Annotated in this window: 18 protein-coding genes; 4 read left to right on the top strand and 14 right to left on the bottom strand. The window is 70.5% G+C overall.

Translation table 11 applies throughout. From position 1 onward, the window contains the following. The first annotated feature begins 158 nt into the window (after positions 1-158). The gene (locus ACT1U9_RS19925) at positions 159-2,159 is read left to right on the top strand and encodes a glycosyltransferase family 2 protein (protein WP_444534052.1); all 2,001 of its coding nucleotides are present in this window, start codon (positions 159-161) and stop codon (positions 2,157-2,159) included. Continuing rightward, the gene (locus ACT1U9_RS19920) at positions 2,156-4,096 is read left to right on the top strand and encodes a galactose oxidase-like domain-containing protein (protein WP_444534051.1); all 1,941 of its coding nucleotides are present in this window, start codon (positions 2,156-2,158) and stop codon (positions 4,094-4,096) included. The genes ACT1U9_RS19925 and ACT1U9_RS19920 overlap by 4 nt, the downstream gene beginning before the upstream one ends. A gap of 288 nt (positions 4,097-4,384) precedes the next feature. Here ACT1U9_RS19920 and ACT1U9_RS19915 read toward each other — a convergent pair whose 3' ends face one another. The 13 genes from ACT1U9_RS19915 to ACT1U9_RS19855 form a co-directional block, all read right to left on the bottom strand. Beyond that, positions 4,385-5,377, bottom strand: a complete 993-nt coding sequence (locus ACT1U9_RS19915; protein WP_444534050.1) for a glycoside hydrolase family 6 protein — start codon at positions 5,375-5,377, stop codon at positions 4,385-4,387. 333 nt (positions 5,378-5,710) lie between these two features. After that, positions 5,711-6,397 (bottom strand): class F sortase, encoded by a 687-nt coding sequence (locus ACT1U9_RS19910; RefSeq protein ID WP_444534049.1) that lies wholly within the window; start codon positions 6,395-6,397, stop codon positions 5,711-5,713. Positions 6,398-6,407: 10 nt separating this feature from the next. Further along, positions 6,408-6,974, bottom strand: coding sequence for a hypothetical protein (locus ACT1U9_RS19905; RefSeq protein WP_444534048.1), 567 nt, complete (start codon positions 6,972-6,974; stop codon positions 6,408-6,410). A 172-nt stretch (positions 6,975-7,146) separates the two neighbouring features. Then, on the bottom strand, positions 7,147-7,926 hold the full coding sequence (locus ACT1U9_RS19900; protein WP_188278257.1) for an HAD-IIA family hydrolase: 780 nt from the start codon (positions 7,924-7,926) through the stop codon (positions 7,147-7,149). A gap of 152 nt (positions 7,927-8,078) precedes the next feature. Continuing rightward, entirely contained in the window at positions 8,079-9,149 is a 1,071-nt protein-coding gene (locus ACT1U9_RS19895; RefSeq protein ID WP_444534047.1) for a 2-aminoethylphosphonate ABC transporter substrate-binding protein, read from the bottom strand. Positions 9,150-9,180: 31 nt separating this feature from the next. Continuing rightward, positions 9,181-9,978 carry an ABC transporter permease gene (locus ACT1U9_RS19890; RefSeq protein WP_444534046.1) on the bottom strand — a complete coding sequence of 266 codons (798 nt, stop codon included), beginning with the start codon at positions 9,976-9,978 and terminating at the stop codon, positions 9,181-9,183. Beyond that, a complete protein-coding gene (locus tag ACT1U9_RS19885) occupies positions 9,965-10,900 on the bottom strand; it encodes a 2-aminoethylphosphonate ABC transporter permease subunit (protein WP_444534045.1) in 936 nt (311 codons plus the stop codon). The genes ACT1U9_RS19890 and ACT1U9_RS19885 overlap by 14 nt, the downstream gene beginning before the upstream one ends. Continuing rightward, positions 10,893-11,951, bottom strand: coding sequence for an ABC transporter ATP-binding protein (locus tag ACT1U9_RS19880; RefSeq protein ID WP_444534044.1), 1,059 nt, complete (start codon positions 11,949-11,951; stop codon positions 10,893-10,895). Before ACT1U9_RS19880 ends, ACT1U9_RS19885 begins: the two co-directional genes overlap by 8 nt. Continuing rightward, positions 11,948-12,649 carry a phosphonatase-like hydrolase gene (locus tag ACT1U9_RS19875; protein ID WP_444539193.1) on the bottom strand — a complete coding sequence of 234 codons (702 nt, stop codon included), beginning with the start codon at positions 12,647-12,649 and terminating at the stop codon, positions 11,948-11,950. Before ACT1U9_RS19875 ends, ACT1U9_RS19880 begins: the two co-directional genes overlap by 4 nt. Beyond that, a complete protein-coding gene (locus ACT1U9_RS19870; RefSeq protein WP_444534043.1) occupies positions 12,643-13,764 on the bottom strand; it encodes a TIGR03364 family FAD-dependent oxidoreductase in 1,122 nt (373 codons plus the stop codon). Before ACT1U9_RS19870 ends, ACT1U9_RS19875 begins: the two co-directional genes overlap by 7 nt. A gap of 245 nt (positions 13,765-14,009) precedes the next feature. After that, entirely contained in the window at positions 14,010-14,780 is a 771-nt protein-coding gene (locus ACT1U9_RS19865) for a GntR family transcriptional regulator (protein ID WP_444534042.1), read from the bottom strand. Positions 14,781-14,871: 91 nt separating this feature from the next. Further along, the gene (locus ACT1U9_RS19860; RefSeq protein WP_444534041.1) at positions 14,872-15,669 is read right to left on the bottom strand and encodes a hypothetical protein; all 798 of its coding nucleotides are present in this window, start codon (positions 15,667-15,669) and stop codon (positions 14,872-14,874) included. A 215-nt stretch (positions 15,670-15,884) separates the two neighbouring features. Beyond that, positions 15,885-17,030 carry an ROK family transcriptional regulator gene (locus ACT1U9_RS19855; protein WP_444534040.1) on the bottom strand — a complete coding sequence of 382 codons (1,146 nt, stop codon included), beginning with the start codon at positions 17,028-17,030 and terminating at the stop codon, positions 15,885-15,887. A gap of 56 nt (positions 17,031-17,086) precedes the next feature. Here ACT1U9_RS19855 and ACT1U9_RS19850 point away from each other — a divergent pair, with 56 nt between their 5' ends. Together ACT1U9_RS19850 and ACT1U9_RS19845 are read left to right on the top strand one after the other, a co-directional pair. After that, positions 17,087-18,172, top strand: a complete 1,086-nt coding sequence (locus ACT1U9_RS19850) for a Gfo/Idh/MocA family protein (RefSeq protein ID WP_444534039.1) — start codon at positions 17,087-17,089, stop codon at positions 18,170-18,172. Between the two features lie 29 nt (positions 18,173-18,201). Then, positions 18,202-18,651 (top strand): heme-degrading domain-containing protein, encoded by a 450-nt coding sequence (locus tag ACT1U9_RS19845; protein ID WP_444539192.1) that lies wholly within the window; start codon positions 18,202-18,204, stop codon positions 18,649-18,651. 24 nt (positions 18,652-18,675) lie between these two features. On the opposite strand, the gene ACT1U9_RS19840 is transcribed toward ACT1U9_RS19845, so the two are convergent. Further along, positions 18,676-19,242, bottom strand: a complete 567-nt coding sequence (locus ACT1U9_RS19840) for a Uma2 family endonuclease (RefSeq protein WP_444534038.1) — start codon at positions 19,240-19,242, stop codon at positions 18,676-18,678. Positions 19,243-19,265 lie beyond the last annotated feature (23 nt).

Below are 19,265 nucleotides of genomic sequence, written 5' to 3'. Positions count from 1 at the left end.
CATCATGCAACCGGAAGGGTCACGTCCCATGTCTAGAACAAGGGTGCGGCCCGCCCCTGACTGACCATCAGTACGTCCGCGCCGGTCGAGGGGGACCGACGCGGACGCAGGAACACGACACACACGCAAGCGGACCTTTGCGTGCGGGGGGATGACTCATGACGTCGACGCCGACCGGCGCCCGGCAACACGATGACCCGTCCCAGACCACCCAGCTCCGGATCCCCGCGCATCTGCGGGCCGGAGCGGCGCGGCAGCGGCTGAAAAAGTCCCTGCCCCGCTACGACTACGAGCACTACAGCAGGCTCGCCGGCCCGCTCACCCAGCCGGATCCGACGAAGCCGTACCGCGTGCAGTACCGGTCGCTGCTCTCGCAGGAGCCGCACCGGATACGCGCGGCCCTGCTGCTCGGCGCGGCCCCGCTGGTCTCGCTCGGCCTGTTCGCCTGGCTGATGCAGCCGGAGCACTGGACCAAGCGCGACCACGCCTCGCAGTCCCTGCTGGTCCTGGACATCGTCATGCTGGTCTCGATCGGACTGATCGAGCTCTTCCGGACGATGAACGTCCTGTCGAACGCGCACGCGACCCTGGTCGCCCGCGATCCGATTCCCGTGGTGCCCGAGACCGGCACCAAGGTCGCCTTCCTCACCTCCTTCGTGCCCGGCAAGGAGCCGCTGGAGATGGTGACCAAGACGCTTGAGGCGGCGGTCCGCATCCGCCACCGCGGCCTGATGCACGTCTGGCTGCTCGACGAGGGCGACGACCCGGCGGTCAAGGAGGTCTGTGCGCGCCTCGGGGTGCACCACTTCTCCCGCAAGGGCATATCCCGCTGGAACCAGCCCAAGGGCCCGCACCGCGCCAAGACCAAGCACGGCAACTACAACGCCTGGCTCGAAGCGCACGGCGGCGACTACGACTTCTTCGCCTCGGTCGACACCGACCATGTGCCGCTGCCCAACTACCTGGAGCGGATGCTCGGTTACTTCCGCGACCCGGACGTCGGCTTCGTCATCGGCCCGCAGGTCTACGGCAACTACGACACGTTCGTCACCAAGGCCGCCGAGTCCCAGCAGTTCCTCTTCCACGCGCTGATCCAGCGCGCGGGCAACAAGTACGGCGCGCCGATGTTCGTCGGCACCAGCAACGCGGTGCGCATCAGCGCGCTGAAGCAGATCGGCGGCCTGTACGACTCGATCACCGAGGACATGGCCACCGGCTTCGAGATGCACCGGCACAGCAACCCGGCGACCGGCAACAAGTGGCGCTCGGTCTACACCCCGGACGTGCTGGCCGTCGGCGAGGGCCCGTCCGCCTGGACCGACTTCTTCACCCAGCAGCTGCGCTGGTCGAGAGGTACGTACGAGACGATCCTCAAGCAGTACTGGAAGGGCTTCACCACGCTGCCCGTCGGCAAGCTCTTCAACTACACGATGATGATCATCTTCTACCCGATGTCGGCCCTCAACTGGATCCTGGCGGCGCTCAGTTGCGCCCTGTTCCTGGGCCTGGGCGCCTCGGGTGTGCAGATCGACCCGGTCATCTGGATGATGCTGTACGGCAACGCCTCGGCCCTCCAGATCGGGCTCTACATCTGGAACCGGCGCCACAACGTCTCGCCGCACGAGCCGGAGGGCTCCGGCGGGATCGCCGGCATGGTGATGTCCGCGCTCTCCGCGCCGATCTACGCCCGCTCGCTGATGGACGCCGTACTGCGCCGCAAGAGCTCCTTCGTGGTGACGCCCAAGGGCGACTCGTCCAGCCCGGACACGCTCTTCGGCACCTTCCGCATCCACCTGTTCTTCATCGTGGTCTTCGGCGGCTCGCTGACCGCCTCGCTCTTCAACGGCCACAGCCACCCCGCGATGATCACCTGGGCCGCCCTTGCCCTGCTGATCACGGCCGCGCCGATCATCGGCTGGCGGTGGACCGTACGGGCGGAGAAGAAGAAGCGCGGCAAGCGGCGCCGCTCGGGGCCGCCCGCGCCGCCGACTCAGGCGCAGCCGCCGCATCCGCAGCAGCGCCCGCAGTGGGCCCCGGCCCCCGAGGCCCAGGCCGGACCTCAGCCGCTCCCTCAGCCCAGGTCACAGGCCGGGCCCGGGACGGACGGACCGGCCGACGACCAGACCGTGCAGATCGTGCTTGGGGGACGTAACCCATGAGATACCGTCCGAGCCGCCGTACCCGCCGCTGGGCGATCGGTACGGCGGTGGTCCTCGCGCTCGCGGGCGCCAACGGGCCCTGGCTGTACCGGTTCTCCACGGACCAGTACCACGACTACAAGATCAACCAGCCGGGGTACAAGGCGGACAACGGCCACTGGGACATGGTCGACATGCCCAAGCAGTTCCGCCTCAACACGATCCACGCGGCGCTCCTGCACACCGGCAAGATCCTGCTGGTCGCGGGCTCCGGCAACAACGCCAAGAACTTCGACGCGAAGAAGTTCGACACGGTGCTGTGGGACCCGGAGAAGAACACCTTCAAGAAGATCCACACGCCCAACGACCTGTTCTGCACCGGCCACACCCAGCTGGCCGACGGCAATCTGCTGATCGCGGGCGGCACCAAGCGGTACGAGAAGCTCAAGGGCGACGTCACCAAGGCCGGCGGCCTGATGATCGTCCACAACGAGGACCCGGACAAGCCGATCACGCTGCCCGCGGGCACCCGGTTCACCGGCAAGTCCAACGGCAAGACGTTCGTCTCCAAGGACCCCGTCCTCGTCTCGCGGGCCAAGAAGACCTTCGACAAGAAGACCGGCAAGTTCCTGCGTACGGAGGCCGGGCTCGGGCGGATCTACGTCGAGGCCCAGGAGTCCGGCACCGAGCACGAGACCGGCACCGAGGACAACTACCGCATCCAGGGCCTCACCGGCTCCGACACCCGCAACGTGTACGGCATCGCGCAGAAGCTCGCCCTGGACAAGAAGGATTTCCAGGGGATCCGGGACGCGTACGAGTTCGACCCGGTCGCCGAGCGGTACATCACCGTCGACCCCATGAACGAGGCGCGCTGGTACCCGACGCTGACCACGCTGGCCGACGGCAAGGTCCTGGCGCTGTCGGGCCTGGACGACATCGGGCAGCTGGTGCCGGGCAAGAACGAGGTGTACGACCCGAAGACGAAGAAGTGGACGTACACCAAGGGGATCATGCAGTTCCCCACGTATCCGGCGGTGTTCCTGCTCCAGAACGGCAAGCTGTTCTACTCGGGCTCCAACGCGGGGTACGGGCCGGACAACGTCGGGCGCGACCCGGGCATCTGGGACTTCGACAGCAACAAGTTCACCAAGATCCCCGGGCTGAGCGACGCGGCCGAGATGGAGACGTCGGGCACGGTGCTCATGCCGCCGGCGCAGGACGAGAAGTACATGGTGATCGGCGGCGGGGGTGTCGGCGAGTCGGCGAAGTCGTCGAAGAAGACGCGGATCGTGGACCTGAAGGACCCGAACCCGACCTTCAAGGACGGCCCTTCGCTCTCGGAGGGCACCCGCTACCCCGAGACCTCGGTCCTGCCCGACGACACCATGCTGATCAGCGGCGGCTCCAAGGACTACCGGGGCCGGGGCGGGTCCAATCTGCACCAGGCGCGGATCTATGACGCGAAGACGAACACGATGCGGCGGGTGGCGGATCCGGAGGTCGGCCGCAACTACCACTCGGGCTCGATCCTTCTCCCCGACGGCCGGGTCGTGACGTTCGGCGGCGACTCGCTCTTCGCCGACAAGGACGACACGAAGCCGGGCGTGTTCGAGCAGCGCATCGAGATCTATACGCCGCCGTATCTGTACAAGGGCAAGGGCAAGCAGCCGGACCTGGGCGAGGGGCCCAAGTCGCTTGCGCTGGGCGCGAGTGGGACTTACAAGTCCAAGGACGCGGCGTCGATCAAGACGGCGCGGCTGATCCGGCCGAGCGCGACGACGCACGTCACGGACATCGATCAGCGGTCGATCGCGCTGGACGTCTCGAAGACGGCGGACGGCGTCCAGGTCACGGTCCCCAAGAGCCGCAACCTGGTCCCGCCGGGCTGGTACATGCTGTTCGTCACGGACGGGGAGGGTGTGCCGTCCAAGGCGGTGTGGGTGGAGGTGCCGTAGGCGCCTCCGGCGCTTGAGCCCCACCCCGCCCCTTCACCTAGACCCTCCGGGGGTGGGTGGGGGTGGAGGTGGGTCTCCCGGGGCTGCGCCCCGGACCCCGGCTGGGGCGGGTGGGTAAGCGGGGCTCCGCCCCTGCACCCCACTTTGGCTGCGGACCGTGCTGGGTTGCTCGCGCAGTTCCCCGCGCCCCTAACTACCCAGGGGCGCGGGGAACTGCGCGACCAGCCCCCACCGGGCCGCAGACGAACGACACCCGCCGGAGGCTTTCGGGAAGGGGCGGGGTGGGGCTTACTTCGTGTTGCGCGACAGCCCCAGCGCGTACTCCGCCCACCACTCCCCCGCCTTCGGACCACCTTTGCAGTCCCCGTCCGATTCGCCGGGGCGCTTGACCCAGACGTACGCGTCCACCAAGGGGTCGGACGTGTGCGTCGTCGGGCGTTCGCCCAGCGCGCGCCCCGGCGGGTTGCACCACGTCTCCTTCGGGTCGCCGCCCGTATAGGGGCCGTTGCCGTTGCGGCTGGTGTCGATCACGAAGTGTTTGCCGGACAGCTTCGTGGAGAGCTTGTGGCCGAAGTCCTTGCTGGCGGCTGTTGTTTGGAAGTTCGAGACGTTCACCGCGAAGCCGTCGGCGAGGTCCACGCCCGCCCGACGGAGCGGGTCGTCAAGGGCGTCCGGCTGCTGCCACCCCGCGTTGCCCGCGTCCACGTACACCTTCACCCCCGGCTGCCGCTTCAGCCGCGAGACCGCCTTCTTCAGCAGGTCGTACCGCTCCTCGGCGAACTGGGGCGGGGTGCAGCCGTCCACGAGGTGCAGGACCGCGTCCGGCTCCAGGACCACCGTGGCGCCCCGGTCACCGATCCCTGCGGCCACCTTGTCCACCCACGCCCGGTACGCGTCCCCGTCCGCCGCCCCGCCCTTGGAGAACTGGCCGCAGTCGCGGTGCGGGATGTTGTAGAGCACGAGCAGCGCCGTACGGTCGGCCTTGGCCGCGGCCTCCGTGAAGCCCTTCGCCTCCGACTCCGGGTTCTCCGGACCGATCCACTCCCCGACCGGCTGCTCCGCGATCTTAGAGATCAGCGCGGCGTTGGAGTCGTCGCCGTCCTTGCGGTACGTCGCGACCTGCCGCGAGGCGTTGCCGTCCGGGTTGACCCAGAACGGGTCGACCGACTTGGGCTGCTGCGCCACCGTCGGCTTCTTGCCACCGTCCGACGACGAGCAGGACGTCAGCAGCAGCGCCGCGCCCACAGCGACCGCGCCCGCCCGCGCACAGCTCCGGAACATCCGATCCCCCTCAAACGTGCTTCCCCGGACGCTTCCCCCGATCCATCGTGGCACACCCGGACGTCCCGTACCGACGCGATCCCCACCGAGCGCACACGGAAGGCGACTTGGCGTTATCCGGGCCTAGGCCGAAAGCGCACACCGGTTCTACAGTGGTCGCGTCGGCCCCAGCCCCGGCCGCAGTGCGACGCCGTTCCCCTTGAGCCTCCCGTGGCGGCGCCGGGCTTCTCCCGCAGCCCGCGCGCCCACGGTCGAGGACCAGCCCGGCCGGCGGCTCCGGGGGGAGCGGGCCGTCGGCCGGGCCAGGTGCCCGGTCCAACTACCCACGCGCGCTCAGGACTTGACCGCCGCCGTACGCGGCGCCCGTACATCCGTCAGATAGGCGGAGACCACCACATTCGCCGTATACGTACGCGCCTTGCGGTCGTACGTGCCCCCGCAGGTGATCAGCCGCAGCTCGGCGCGGCCCCCCTCGCGCGGCCCGTACACCTTGTGCGCGTCGAACCGGTCGCGGGTGAAGACCCGTACGTCGTCGATGGTGAACTCGGCGACCGAACCGTCCGCGCGGACCACGTCGACCTTCTGGCCGGGGCGGGTGGCGCTCAGGCCGTAGAAGACGGCCGGTTTGCTCTCGGTGTCGACATGGCCGACGAGCAGCGCCGCGCCCGGGGCACCGGGCTGGGCCCCGGCGGCGTACCAGCCGACCGTGCCCGGCCGGCCGTACGGCGGCGGATCGACCGCGCCCGAGGTGTCGAGGCCGCGCGGCACGACGGGTGCGGTCACGCCTATCGACGGGATCTCGACACGCTGTGGCGGCGCCGCCGTCACCGGGTCGTGCGCGGGCGGCAGCGCCACGCCCAGCGGGCGCCCCACCGCCGCCACATCGCCCGTGGTCGGCGCCGAGCTGCCGCCCGGGCCGTCGCTGACCTCGCGGCCCCACAGCCACAGGCCGAGCAGCAGGACCGCCCAGGCGACCCCGGTGAGCAGCCGCCCGGTGCCGGACGCGCGCTCGCTGGACACGGGTGGCGCCTCAGTCGCTACGGCGCCGGCGCCGTACGCCCCGGCCCGCCACGGCGAGCGCCGCCACGGCCGCCAGGGCCAGGCCGATCACGGCGTGCTTGGTGCCCGGGCCCTGCTCGGTGGGCTGGTGGTCCGAGGCGAGCCGGGCGGTGCCGCCGCCGCCCGCGTGAACGGGGGCGTGCGGGGTCGGACGTCCGTGATGGTCGTCGTGTCCGTCGCGGTTGCCGCCGCGGACGACCGTGACCCGGCCGCCGGCCTGCCCTGCGCTGTCCTTGCAGTTGACCCAGATGTCGTAGTCGCGCGCCTGGGCGTCGGAGCGGATCCTGGCCTGCGCGAAGAGGCCCCCGTCGGCGGCAGGCGCGAAGTTCGCCTGCGCCACGAAGGCCTCCGAGGTCCCGACGGCCTGCCGCCCGCTGCACACACTGACCCGCAGGTCCACCTCACCGCCCGGCGCGATCGTGGACGGCGTCACCGTCACCGACCCGTGCGGCTCGGACTCCGCCGCAGCCCCGGACACCGGCATCACAGCAGCAGCCACCGCCACAGCCGCACAGAGCGTGACCTCTCGAAAACGCATCGTGAACCTCCTAGAAGGAAGATTCACGCGCGCGGGTTCATTTCGCATCCGGGACGCGCCCGAACGGCTGTCTTTAGGGGCGCGGGGGCATCCCACCATCCCGGACGCGCCCGGACGCCTGCCTTTAGGGGCGCGGGGAACTGCGCGACAAGCCCCCACCGGCCCGCAGCGACTAGATCAGCTTCACAAGATCGGCGATCGAGTCGACAGTAGTAGACGGCCGGAACGGGAAATTCTCGACATCCTCGGGCCGAGTAAGCCCAGTCAGCACGAGGAACGTCTGCATCCCCGCTTCCAGTCCGGCCAGGACATCCGTGTCCATCCGGTCACCGATCATCGCGCTGGTCTCAGAATGCGCCCCAATCGCATTCAACCCCGTCCGCATCATCAAAGGATTCGGCTTCCCCGCGAAGTACGGCTTCTTCCCCGTCGCCTTGGTGATCAGCGCGGCCACCGCACCGGTCGCGGGCAGCGGGCCCTCGGTGGACGGCCCGGTCTCGTCCGGGTTGGTGCAGATGAACCGCGCCCCGCCGTTGATCAGCCGGATCGCCTTGGTCAGCGCCTCGAAGCTGTACGTACGGGTCTCGCCCAGGACCACGTAGTCCGGCTCGTGGTCGGTCAGGACGTACCCGATGTCGTGCAGCGCGGTCGTCAGACCGGCCTCGCCGATGACGTACGCGGTACCGCCGGGCCGCTGGTCGTCCAGGAACTTCGCGGTGGCCAGCGCCGAGGTCCAGATGTTGTCGACGGGGACGTGCAGGCCCATCCGCGCGAGGCGGGCCTGGAGGTCGCGCGGGGTGTAGATCGAGTTGTTGGTCAGTACCAGGAAGGGCTTGCCCGACTCCTTGAGCCCGGTGATGAAGGCGTCCGCACCCGGGATCGGCGTGCCCTCGTGAATGAGGACCCCGTCCATGTCGGTGAGCCAGGATTCGATCGGCTTGCGCTCTGCCATGAGGCGGACTCTCCTGCGGTGTGCGCCGGTGGGCGCGGGGGCTGGGCGATGCCGGTCGCACCACGCTGTGCGGTGCCGACAACGCCCAGCCTAGTCAAGATGCACGGATCTTCACCTGGTCGATCACCTGGTGGATCGCGCGCGACCCGGGATCAGCTGCCGGTCGCCGACTTCCAGGCGTCCACGTACTCGGTCAGGTGCGTGCTGATGTCGAGCCAGTTCGGGTTGAAGATCTCGACGCCCTGCATCAGCTGCGCGAGCGCGGTCGCGTTGGCGTCGGTGGCCTTGACATCCGTACGGGCCGCGAAGCCGCCGCCGATCGCGCTGACCTCCTGCTGCGCCTGCTCGGTCAGCATGAAGTCGAGCAGCTTCTTGCCGTTGGTGGTGTGCGGGGCCGCCTCCACGAGACCGGCGGCGTACGGCAGCGCGAAGGTGGTCGGCTTGCCGGTGCCGGTCGCCGGGAACCAGATGCCGAGGTTGGGCATGGTCTTGGCCTGGGCGTAGTTCATCTGCACATCGCCGTTGGCGACGAGCAGCTCGCCCTTGTCGACCTTGGGCGCGAGCTTGCCGGTGGAGGCGGACGGGCCGACGTTGTTGGCCTGGAGCTTCTTCAGGTACTCCATGGCGGCCTCCTTGCCGCCGAAGTCGTGCATCGCCTTGATGACGACGGCGGTGCCGTCACCGGCGACGCCCGGGGTGGAGTACTGGAGCTTGTTCTTGTACTTGCCGTCGAGCAGCTCCTCCCAGGTCTTGGGGGCCTGGGTGAGCTCCTTCTTGTTGTAGACGAAGCCGAAGTAGTTGTTGACGACGGCCGTCCACTTGCCCTTGGCGTTCTTCTGCGCGTCCGGCACCTTGTCGGCGCCGACCGGTACGTACGGCTGCAACAGGCCCTTCGCGTCGGCCTGCTGGATGAACGGCGGCAGCGTGACCAGCACGTCGGCCTGCGTGTTGGACTTCTCGCGGACGGCGCGCTGCACCATCTCGCCCGAGCCGCCCTCGACGTACTTGACCTTGATGCCGGTCTTCGCCTCGAAGTCCTCGAAGACCTTGTCGTACCAGCCGTCGCCCTTCTCGCCCTTGAGGCCGTCGGCGCTGTAGACGGTGACGACCTTCTCGTCCGCCTTGGAGTCGGCGGAGGAGGAGCCGCCGCAGGCGGAGAGGGTGGCGGCGAGGACGAGGCTGCCGGTCACGGCGGCGATCGGCTTAAGGGGGCTTGTGCGCATGACGTTTCGAACTCCTGTTGTCTGAAGCCTGTTATCTGAAGCTGGCTTTGGTACGGATACGGGAGACCGCGAGCAGGACGAGCAGCGTCGTGCCCATGAGGACCACGGCGACGGCCGCGCCGGTGAAGAGCGAGCCACGGTCGGTGGCCGCGAAGATCTGTACGGGCAGGGGCGTCCAGTCCGGCGGGTAGAGCATCATCGTGGCGCTCAACTCGCCCATGGACAGGGCGAAGCAGAGCCCGGCGGCCGCGGTCAGGGACGGCAGCAGGAGCGGCAGCCTGACCCGCCACAGGACGTACGCGGGCCGGGCGCCGAGGCTGGCAGCGGCCTGCTCGTACATCGGGTCCAGACGCACGATGGCGGCCGAAACCGACTGGTAGGCAAACGCCGTGACAAGAACGGTGTGCGCGAGGATCACGATCCAGCGCGTGCCGTTGAGCAGGACCGGCGGCTTGGAGAACGCGACGAGGACCGCGAGGCCGACCACGACGGACGGCACGGCGACGGGCAGCACGAACAGCGCGTCCATGGCCCGTTTGCCCCGCTTCCCCAGCGAGGCGGCGGCCAGCGCCGCCCACGCCCCGACGGTCAGCGCGAGCAGGCTGGCGGAGACGGCCGTGACCAGGCTGGTGGTGAGCGCCTGGAGCGAGTCGCCGGTGGTGGCCGCGTCGTAGTGGGTGGTGGTGAAGCCGGACGGGAAGGCGCCCGGCCAGTTGGTGGCGAACGACGCGGCGACGATGACGAGCAGCGGCAGCGCGAAGATCGGCAGGAAGAGGACGAAGAAGACGGTCCAGGTGGCCCAGCGGCCACCGCGGCTATGCACCAACACGTCGGCTCACCACCCGGTAGAGGCCGTAGAGGCCCACGGAGATCGCGATGTTGACGACGGCGACGACACAGGCGGCCGGGTAGTCCGACTCCAGGATCGCCTTGCTGTAGACGAGCATGGGGAGGGTGGTGACCCCTTTCGCCCCGGTGAAGAGCACGATGCCGAACTCGTTGAGGCACATGACGAGGACGAGCGAGCCGCCGGCGGCGAGCGCGGGCAGCGCCTCGGGCAGGATCACCCGCCGCACGATCCGCGCGGGCCGCGCGCCGAGCGACGACGCCACTTCCAGCTGTGCGGTGTCCAGTTGGGAGAACGCGGCGAGCAGCGGCCGCATCACGAAGGGCGTGAAGTACGTGATCTCCGCGAGCAGTACGCCCCACGGTGTGGTCAGGAACTGGAACGGCCCGCTGTGCGCGCCGGTCACATCCGTCCACATCCCGTTGGCCATGCCGACCGTGCCGTAGATGAACAGCAGCGCGAGCGTGATCAGGAACGACGGGAAGGAGAGGAAGACGTCGATGAACCGCGCGACGGCCTTTCCGCCGGGGAAGGGGACGAAGGCGATGACGAGGGCGAGGGTGAACCCGAGGATGACGCATCCGGCCGTCGACCCGGCCGCCAGCCACACCGTGGTGGTGAGTGCGTCGCGGAACGCGTGGGACGCGAAGACGTCTGTGTACGGGGTCAGCGACATCCCGTCCGCGCCGTCGGGGGTCAGTGACTGTCTGACGACGAGGACGAGGGGGTAGAGGAAAGTGAGTCCGAGGACGAGGACGGGGGGAAGCGCCCATGCCCAACTCGGCACCAGTCTCTGTGACTTGGCGTCGAGCGTTCCGCTGGAGGGGCGGTCATTCGACTGCGGACCGTGCGTGGCTGGTCGCGCAGTTCCCCGCGCCCCTATAGGCGTCCGGGACCTAGCCATCACCCGCCACCCCCGCACCCAGCAGCACCGCGTCCTCCGACGCGAAGTGGAGCGTGACCTCGTCACCCAAGGACGGTGTCGCGCGCAGTTCGCGCAGGTCCGCCTTGATGCGGTGGCCCGCCACGTCCACGTACAGGCGATGCGTGGACCCGCGCCACTGGACCTCGGCGATCCGCCCGCGCAGGGCGTTGGGGCCATCGCCCAGGCCGACCAGGTGCGGCCGTACGCACAGCGTGGCCGACGCCCCCACCGCGACCTCGTCCGTGGCGACCGCGAGCGAGGTGCCGCCGAACGACACGTACCCCGAACCCACCCGCACCGGCAGCAGATTGGCGTTGCCGACGAAGGACGCGGTGAACTCCGTACGAGGGCGCCGGTACAGGTCCTGCGGTGTGCCGCAGTCCCGCAGCCGGGCCCGGTCCATGACGGCGATCCGGTCGGCCAGGGTCAGCGCCTCGATCTGGTCGTGGGTGACGTAGAGGATCGAGACGTCCGGCAACTCGCGGTGCAGCCGGGCGAGTTCGGCGAGCATCCCGGAGCGGAGCTGGGCGTCGAGTGCCGACAGCGGCTCGTCGAGGAGCAGTACGCCCGGCCGGATGGCGAGGGCGCGCGCGATGGCGACGCGCTGCTGCTGGCCGCCGGACAGCTCGCGCGGATAGCGGCGCGCGTACGCCGACATCCCGGTCATCTCCAGCGCCTCGGCGACCCGCCCGGGGATCTCGGCCCGGGGCGCCTTCTGGGCGCGCAGCCCGAACGCGACGTTGTCGGCGACGCGCATGTGCGGGAAGAGCGCGTACTGCTGCACGACCATTCCGATGCCGCGCCGGTGCGGCGGCAGCGCGGTGACGTCCCGGCCGCCGATGAACACCCGCCCGGCGGCGGGCCGTACGAACCCGGCGACGGCCCGCAGCGCGGTCGTCTTGCCGGACCCGGACGGCCCGAGCAGCGCCATGACCTCGCCGGGCTCGACGGTGAGGTCGAGCGAGTCGAGGACGGTGTTCCCGTCGTAGACGACGCTGACCCCGTCGAACCGTATGCCGCCGCCGGTCATGAGCTTTCCGCCCGCGCGATGAGGTCCGGCAGCTCGGCCACCGAGCCGAGCACATCGGTCGCCCCCGCCGCCCGCAGCGCATCCGTGTCATGGGCGCCGGTCAGCACCCCGGCGACGATGCCCGCGCCGGAACGCACCCCGCTGAGCATGTCGTACGAGGTGTCACCGGCCACCGCGATCTCCCGCACCCCGTCCACCGCGCCGGTGCGCAGGAACGCCGCCAGCGCCATGTCCGGGTAAGGCCGCCCCCGGCCCCCCGCGTCCGCCGGGCACAGGGTGAGGTCGACGAGGTCGCGCCAGCCGAGCGCGCCGAGGATGGCGTCCTGGGTGACGCGGGCGAATCCGGTGGTCAGGACGACCGTGCGCCCCTCGCCGCGCAGCCGCTCGATCGCCTCTCGGGCGCCGGGCAGAGCGCTGATCCGACCGCCCGCGACGAGCTCCCCGTACGCCTGCTCGAAGGCGGTGTTCGCGGTCTGCGCCCGCTCCTCGGTGCCGAACAGATGCCGGAAGACGGAGATCTTGGACTCGCCCATGGTGGCGCGGACGTAGTCGACCATCTCGGCCGGATCCTCGCCGAGCCGCCGGGCGGCGGCCGCGAAGGCCTGCTCGACGAGCCCGCCGTCGGCGACGGTGGTGCCAGCCATGTCAAGAACGACCAGCTTGTACGTATGGGTCACGCCACTCAACTCCCTTACCAGCCCAGCTCGTTCGCGGTCCGCTCGGCGATCGCCGGGGAGCAGGTCATCCCGCGTCCGCCCGGCCCGGTCACCAGCCATACCCCGTCACGCACCTGCTGGCGGTGGACGACGCGGGAGGTGTCGGTGCACTGCGCGTACACCCCGGCCCAGCGGTGCCGGACCTTCGGCATCGGGCGGCCGAGGAAGGACTCGACGACGCGCGCCAGATGCTCGTACGGCTCCTCGACGACGTCGAAGGCGAAGGGGTGCTCGTACTCGTGCGTGTCGCCGATCGTCAGCCCGCCGTCCGCGCGCTGCACCATCAGGAGCTGCATCTTGTGCGCGGCGGCCGTCGGATCCTGCGCCTGGCCCGCGTTGAGCGCGTCGAGCGCGCCGCTCGCGTACGCCGGGTAGTAGCGGAAGCTGTCGGCGTCGGCGACGGACGTGGTCAGCGTCTCGCCGAGCGGCTCGGTCTGCATCATCTGCAGCCGTACGCGACGAACGGGCAGATCGGGCACGAGCTCACGCACGAGCCCGCCGAGCCACGCGCCCGTACACAGGACGACGGCGTCGCCGGTGTGGACATCACCGTGATCGTCGCGGACGGCATTCTCACCGATGACCTCACGGACTTCACGCCCTCCGAGGAAGGTGTACCGCCCGGACTCCAACAGCGATTTTTTGAGCGCGAGTTGTGCGGTACGAGGCTCGACAGCGGCATCGCGCTCACACCACAGGGCGGCCGCGAATTCGCCACGCAGTGCGGGGTTGACGGCCCGCGCCTCGTCGGCGGTGAGCAGCTTGTACCCACGGGCGGCAGCGTCTTCGCGCGCCAACGCGGCCTCGGCGACGGCGAGTTCGAGGTCGTTACGTACGGGGGTGAGCGAGCCGCAGGCCCGGAACCCCAGCTCCGGAACCCGCTCCCCGATGCCCTCCCACAGCTCCCGGGCCCGCAGAGCGGTCTCCAACTCCTCGCCCCCGGCGCGGCCACTGACCCATATCTGCCCGAAGTTACGCAGGGATGCCCCGCGCGCCTCACTCTCACGCTCGATCTGTACGACCTCGTGGCCGCGTTCCACTGCGTGCCAGGCGTGCATGGTTCCCACCACGCCGGCTCCAACGACGATGACTCTCACGCGGTGAACAGTCCTCGGGGCGGGTGGACCAAAGGGGTCCACCCGACGACGGGACGGTGAACGCCCCTTCAAGTTTGGCCTAGACCCGTTACGAGTCTGTTATACAAAGTGCCTGGCCCTACAAGGAGCGCGGGGAACTGCGCGAGCAACCACCCACGATCCGCAGGCAACACGACACAGCACCCCCACCTCCTAGGGGCGCGGGGAACTGCGCGACAAGCCCCCACCGGCCCGCAGACGCCCGACTACACAGAACCGCCCCCGCCCAGATGCGTGGTGAACGAGAACCGATCCCCTCGGTACAACGTGCGCACCCGCTCCAGCGGCAGCCCCGCCGTATCGCGCGAAACCCGATGAATCAGCAACATCGGCAACGCAGGCGGGGTACCGATAAGCAGCGCCTCCCGAGGCGTGGCAAGAACGGTCTCGATCCGCTCATCCGCATCCCCGAAAACAATCCCGAGCCGGTCATGCAGATACGCATAGAACGACGAGTCCGGCTCGAACTCCACATCCAGACGCGGCACCCGACCCACAGACACATACGTACTCTCCAGCCCCACCCGCTCGTCATCCGCGAGCAGCACACGCTCCATGTGCCACACAGGCTCCCCCAGCGAGAGCCCGGTCTCGGCGGCCAGCGCAGCCGGGCACGGGAACCGGTCGAGGGAGATCAAAGCGCGCCCCGGGCGGCGCCCCTGCCGCCGCACCCCCTCCGTATAGCTCGCAAGGGACAGCGGCTGCTCCAGCTTCGGGCCCGCCACCACCGTGCCCCGCCCCTGCCGCCGCAGTCGCCCTTCGAGCAGCAGCTCGCGCAGCGCCTGGCGTACGGTCTCGCGGGCGACCTCGTACTGTACGGCGAGATCGCGTTCGGTCGGCAGCAGCCCGCCCTCCCCCAACTCGTCGATGAGCGCGGCCACTTGGGCCTTGACGGCGTAGTACTTGGGGATGCGCCCGTGCTCGGGGATGCCGGAGCGGACGGGGGCGCCGGGGGCTTGATCGTTCGGGTAGTCCACGAGGGGGATGTTCGCATGCGGGCTCACGGCGTACGGGCACGGCTGCGGCCCCAACGCCGACAGCGCCGCACCCGTCGGCCCGGGCACGACCTCAGCGCCGCCGCAACCGCAACCGCAACCTCCGAGACCCGATCACCAGCGCCCCACCCCCAAGAACCAGCCCCCCGGCCACGCCCCCGAGCCCGACCGGCGAACGGGCCCCGGTCTCGGCAAGCTCGTCCAGCTCGTCGAGGTCGTCCTCGTCACCCAGCTCGGCCAGTTCGGACGAAGGCGGCGCCACCGCACCCGGCGGCGCGATCCCGAACCGGTACCCGCCGGACTCCCCGACCCACTCCCCGTTGTCGCCCCGCCGCTGCACGACCGCCGCGTTCACGGTGACCTGGTTGGCCCGGGTGTCGGCGGTGAACCCGAGCCGGACCTTGACCGTGACCGTCTGCCCCGCACCGATCACGAACCCGGGGAACCCGTCGTCGAACACCCCGATGTGCTCGTCCTCGTCCGTCCGCTCGAACGGGACGGGGTGCGGGCGCCCGGCCGACGTATCGAAGAACTCCATCTTGGCCTGGGAGTTCTTGAGCGTCCGGTCCCGGTCGACGAGGACGACGACGGGGTGGATGTTGCGGCAGGTGCGGGCGGTGGTGTTGGTGAGGTCGACGTACCAGACCTGGGCGCCGCCACCGGGGTGGTACTCGGCGGGCCCGCCATGGATCCGGGTGTCGAACGGGAAGTCGGGACCGTCCTTGTCCCCGCAGACCGGCTGGTTGGCGGCGAAGAGCGAGGCGTGCCCGTGGCGGCCGCGCGGCTCGCTCTCGTCGGCCGTCGCGGCGGAGGTCCCGGACAGGGCCGTGGCCGCGGTCATTCCGATGGCGAGGGCGTTGCGCAGTCGCATGAGGGGCCTTTGCTGGTCGCAGGCGTTCGTGCCTCCGGACCCTGCCACGCGCGCGCGAAGCCCCGCCGCAGCCACGCCCGCCACCGACGGTTCAGCCCCGCGAATCCACCTGATCAGCCCAATATCGTTCTGTCGGAACAGCGACACGGCGTCAGTACGAGGACCTCAGCCCGCACCACCTACGAGGGCCTCGGCCCGCCTCACGTACGAGAGCCTCAGCCCAACCGCATCGCATCTCCCGCGAGCCGCCGACCCGGCCCCGCCGCCCCGTGCCCAAACACCGGCCCCAGGATCAGCCGTGCCGCGCCCTCCGCCACCGCGTGCGGGCCGCCCGGGGTCACCGACACCGGGATCGCTCGGGCGTCGCCGCCGCCCCGGCGGGCGCGTTCCTCCAGGACGGCCCGTACGCCGCGTACGAAACTGTCCGGCGCGCCCATGACCGTACGGCCGCCGAGCAGGACGCGGTCGATGTCGAGGAGGCCGACGAGGTTCGCGGCGCCGACGCCCAGGAAGCGGGCGGCGGCCGCGATGTCGCCGCGCGCCACGGACGACAGGCACAGCGCCTCGATGCAGCCGCGCGCCCCGCAGCCGCAGGCCGGGCCGCCGAGCAGGATCGTCTGGTGGCCGAACTCGCCCGCGCCCGTGCGCGAGCCGCGCAGCAGAGTGCCGCCGAGGACCAAGCCCGCGCCCAGGCCCGTACCGAGATGCAGATACGCGAAGGAGTCGGCCGGGCCGCGCAGGGCGAGGCCCAGGGCCGCCGCATTGGTGTCCTTGTCGAGGACGACCGGCAGGCCGAGGCGGTCGGCGAGCGCGTCGCGCAGCGGGAAGCCGTTCCACAGCGGGAAGCCGGTGACGCGGTGGAGCACGCCGGTGTGGTGGTCGAGCGGGCCGGGGCTCGCGACGCCGACGCCGAGCACCCGGCGGCCCCCGATGAGTGATTCGGCCTCGCGGGCGGAGGCTTCGACGACCGTGTCGTGGCCCGCGCCGAAGTCGAGCGGCACGGTCCGCACGCCGACCAGCGTGCCCGCGAGGTCGACCAGGACGGCGGTGAGCTCGTCGCGGTCGAGGTGCAGTCCTATCGCGTGTCCGGCGGACGGCACCAGTTTGAGCACCGTGCGCGGCTTGCCGCCGGTCGAGGCGCGGCGGCCCGCCTCGGTCGCCGTGCCCTCCGCCCGCAGCCGTGCGGTGATCTTGCTGACGGCCTGCGGGGTGAGCCCGGTCCGCTCGGCGAGCTCCAGTCTGCTGATCCCGGCGTCCCCGGCCGTGCGCAGCAGATCGAGCACCAGCGCGGCGTTGTGGCTGCGCAGGGCCGGCAGATTGGCTCCCGAGGTTCCCGATGCTCTCGGGTTACTCCTGTTCACACCCCCATTGTCTCCTGCGCTTGCACTTTGGCAACAGCGTTGCTTAAGTGGGGCGCATGAATGCTCGTACGGACTCTGACCTCCGCGTCGGACTCGTGGGCTACGGCCTGGCGGGATCCGTCTTCCACGCCCCGCTGATCGCCGCGACCGAGGGCCTGGCCCTCGACACGGTCGTCACGTCCAGCCCCGAGCGCCGGGCACAGGCCCGCGCCGAGTTCGGCGAGGGGCTGCGGTTCGCCGACTCCCCCGACGACCTCGCCGACGCGGGCCTCGACCTCGTCGTGATCGCGTCCCCCAACAAGACCCATGTGCCGATCGCCACCGCCGCCCTCAAGGCGGGCCTGCCCGTCGTGGTCGACAAGCCGGTCGCGGGCACGGCCGCCGAGGCACGGGGCCTCGCCGCCCTCGCCGAGGAGCGCGGTCTGCTGCTCTCCGTCTTCCAGAACCGGCGCTGGGACAACGACTTCCTGACCCTGCGCGCGCTCCTGGACTCCGGCGAGCTCGGCGAGGTCCAGCGCTTCGAGTCCCGCTTCGAGCGCTGGCGCCCGCAGCCCAAGGGCGGCTGGCGCGAGTCGGGCGACCCGGCGGAGATCGGCGGCCTGCTGTACGACCTGGGCAGCCACCTCGTCGACCAGGCCCTCGTTCTCTTCGGCCCGGCGCTGCGGGTGTACGCGGAGGCGGATGTACGCCGTCCGGGCGCCCAGGCCGACGACGACACGTTCATCGCGATCACGCACGCGGGCGGGGTGCGCTCGCATCTGTACGTGAGCGCGACGACCGCCCAACTCGGCCCGCGCATGCGGGTGTTGGGATCGTCGGCGGGATACGTCAAGTACGGGCTCGACCCGCAGGAGGCGGCGCTGCGGGACGGGAAGCGACCGGTCGCCGGGCAGCCGTGGGGCCTGGAATCGGAGGCGATGTGGGGCCGGGTCGGCTCCGGCGAGTCCCCGCTGACGGGCGGCGGCCGCCCGGTCGAGACCGCGCCGGGCGACTACCCCGCGTACTACACGGCCATCGCCAAGGCCCTGCGCGAGGGCGGCGAACCGCCGGTCGCCGCGCACGAGGCGGCGGCGGCGCTCGACGTACTGGAGGCGGCACGCAGGTCCGCGCGCGAGGGCGTGACGGTGGAGGTGGCACTGTGACGACACCCGTCTTCGACCCCGATTTCAGCATGGCCGAACTGGAGGCGCAGGAGGTCGAGTTGACACTCCCGCGCTTCACGTACGAGGACGCGTGGGCGCTCGGCTCGCTCCTGCGGCAGCTCGCCGTGGCTCGCAACGCCCCGGTCACGATCGACATCCACCGGGGCGCCCAGCAGCTCTTCCGCTGCGCCCTGCCGGGCTCGACCCCGGACAACGACGCGTGGGTCGACCGCAAGCGCCGCGTCACGGAGCGGTACGCGTCCAGCTCGTACCTGGTCGGCGCCCGCTTCCGCGCCAAGGGCACGACGTTCGAGGCCTCCTCCCGCCTGGACCCCGCCGTATACGCGGCCCACGGCGGTTCGTTCCCCCTACGGGTGACGGACACGGGCGTCATCGGCACGGTGACGGTCTCGGGCCTCCCGCAGGTGGACGACCATGCGCTGGTGGTGGAGGGGTTGCGGGGGTTTGTGGCGGGCTAAGGGGGCCGTCGGCCGCCTGAGCCGTCAGGCGAGCTCGGAGGTGTCGAGGTCGAATCCGAACGGCTCGGGCAGGGCCAGTTTGGCGCCGAAGGCGGCCGTCGACGCATGCTGGTAGTGCCCGTTCTCCGGGTCCCAGTGCACGACGGCCTCGCCGCGGTGGCGGTCGATGAGGAGGTACACGGGGAGCCCGGCCTGAGCGTACGCATCGCGCTTGTCGATACGGTCGACCTCGGCGTCCTGCTCGCGCCCGGACGTCACCTCGACGACCATGAGGACCCCCGCAGGGTCCGACCAGGACGGCTGCCCTCGGAAGTACCCGACGGGGGTGACCGCGCCGTCTACCCGCGCCCGACCGGCCCGGTACGCAGGCACGGCCAAGCCGCGCTCCTGGTACATGCGCAGCTGCGGATGGCGCGACCGAATCTGGTCCCCGACGGACATGACGTTCTCATCGTGATCGCCGTCCGGAGCCGGAGTCACCAGAACCCTCCCGTTGATCAGCTCGACATGGAAACCTTCCGGAGCCGCGGCATCGAACGCCTCGAACTCCTCAAGCGCCACTTCGGTCTGCTCGGACTGCGCGACAGTCATGGTGCCCTCCTTATAGCGCCAGC

The organism is Streptomyces sp. BR1 (genome assembly GCF_052373795.1).
In the GTDB taxonomy this organism is placed as follows: Bacteria; Actinomycetota; Actinomycetes; order Streptomycetales; family Streptomycetaceae; genus Streptomyces.
This window is presented reverse-complemented; position numbering and strand designations above follow the sequence as displayed.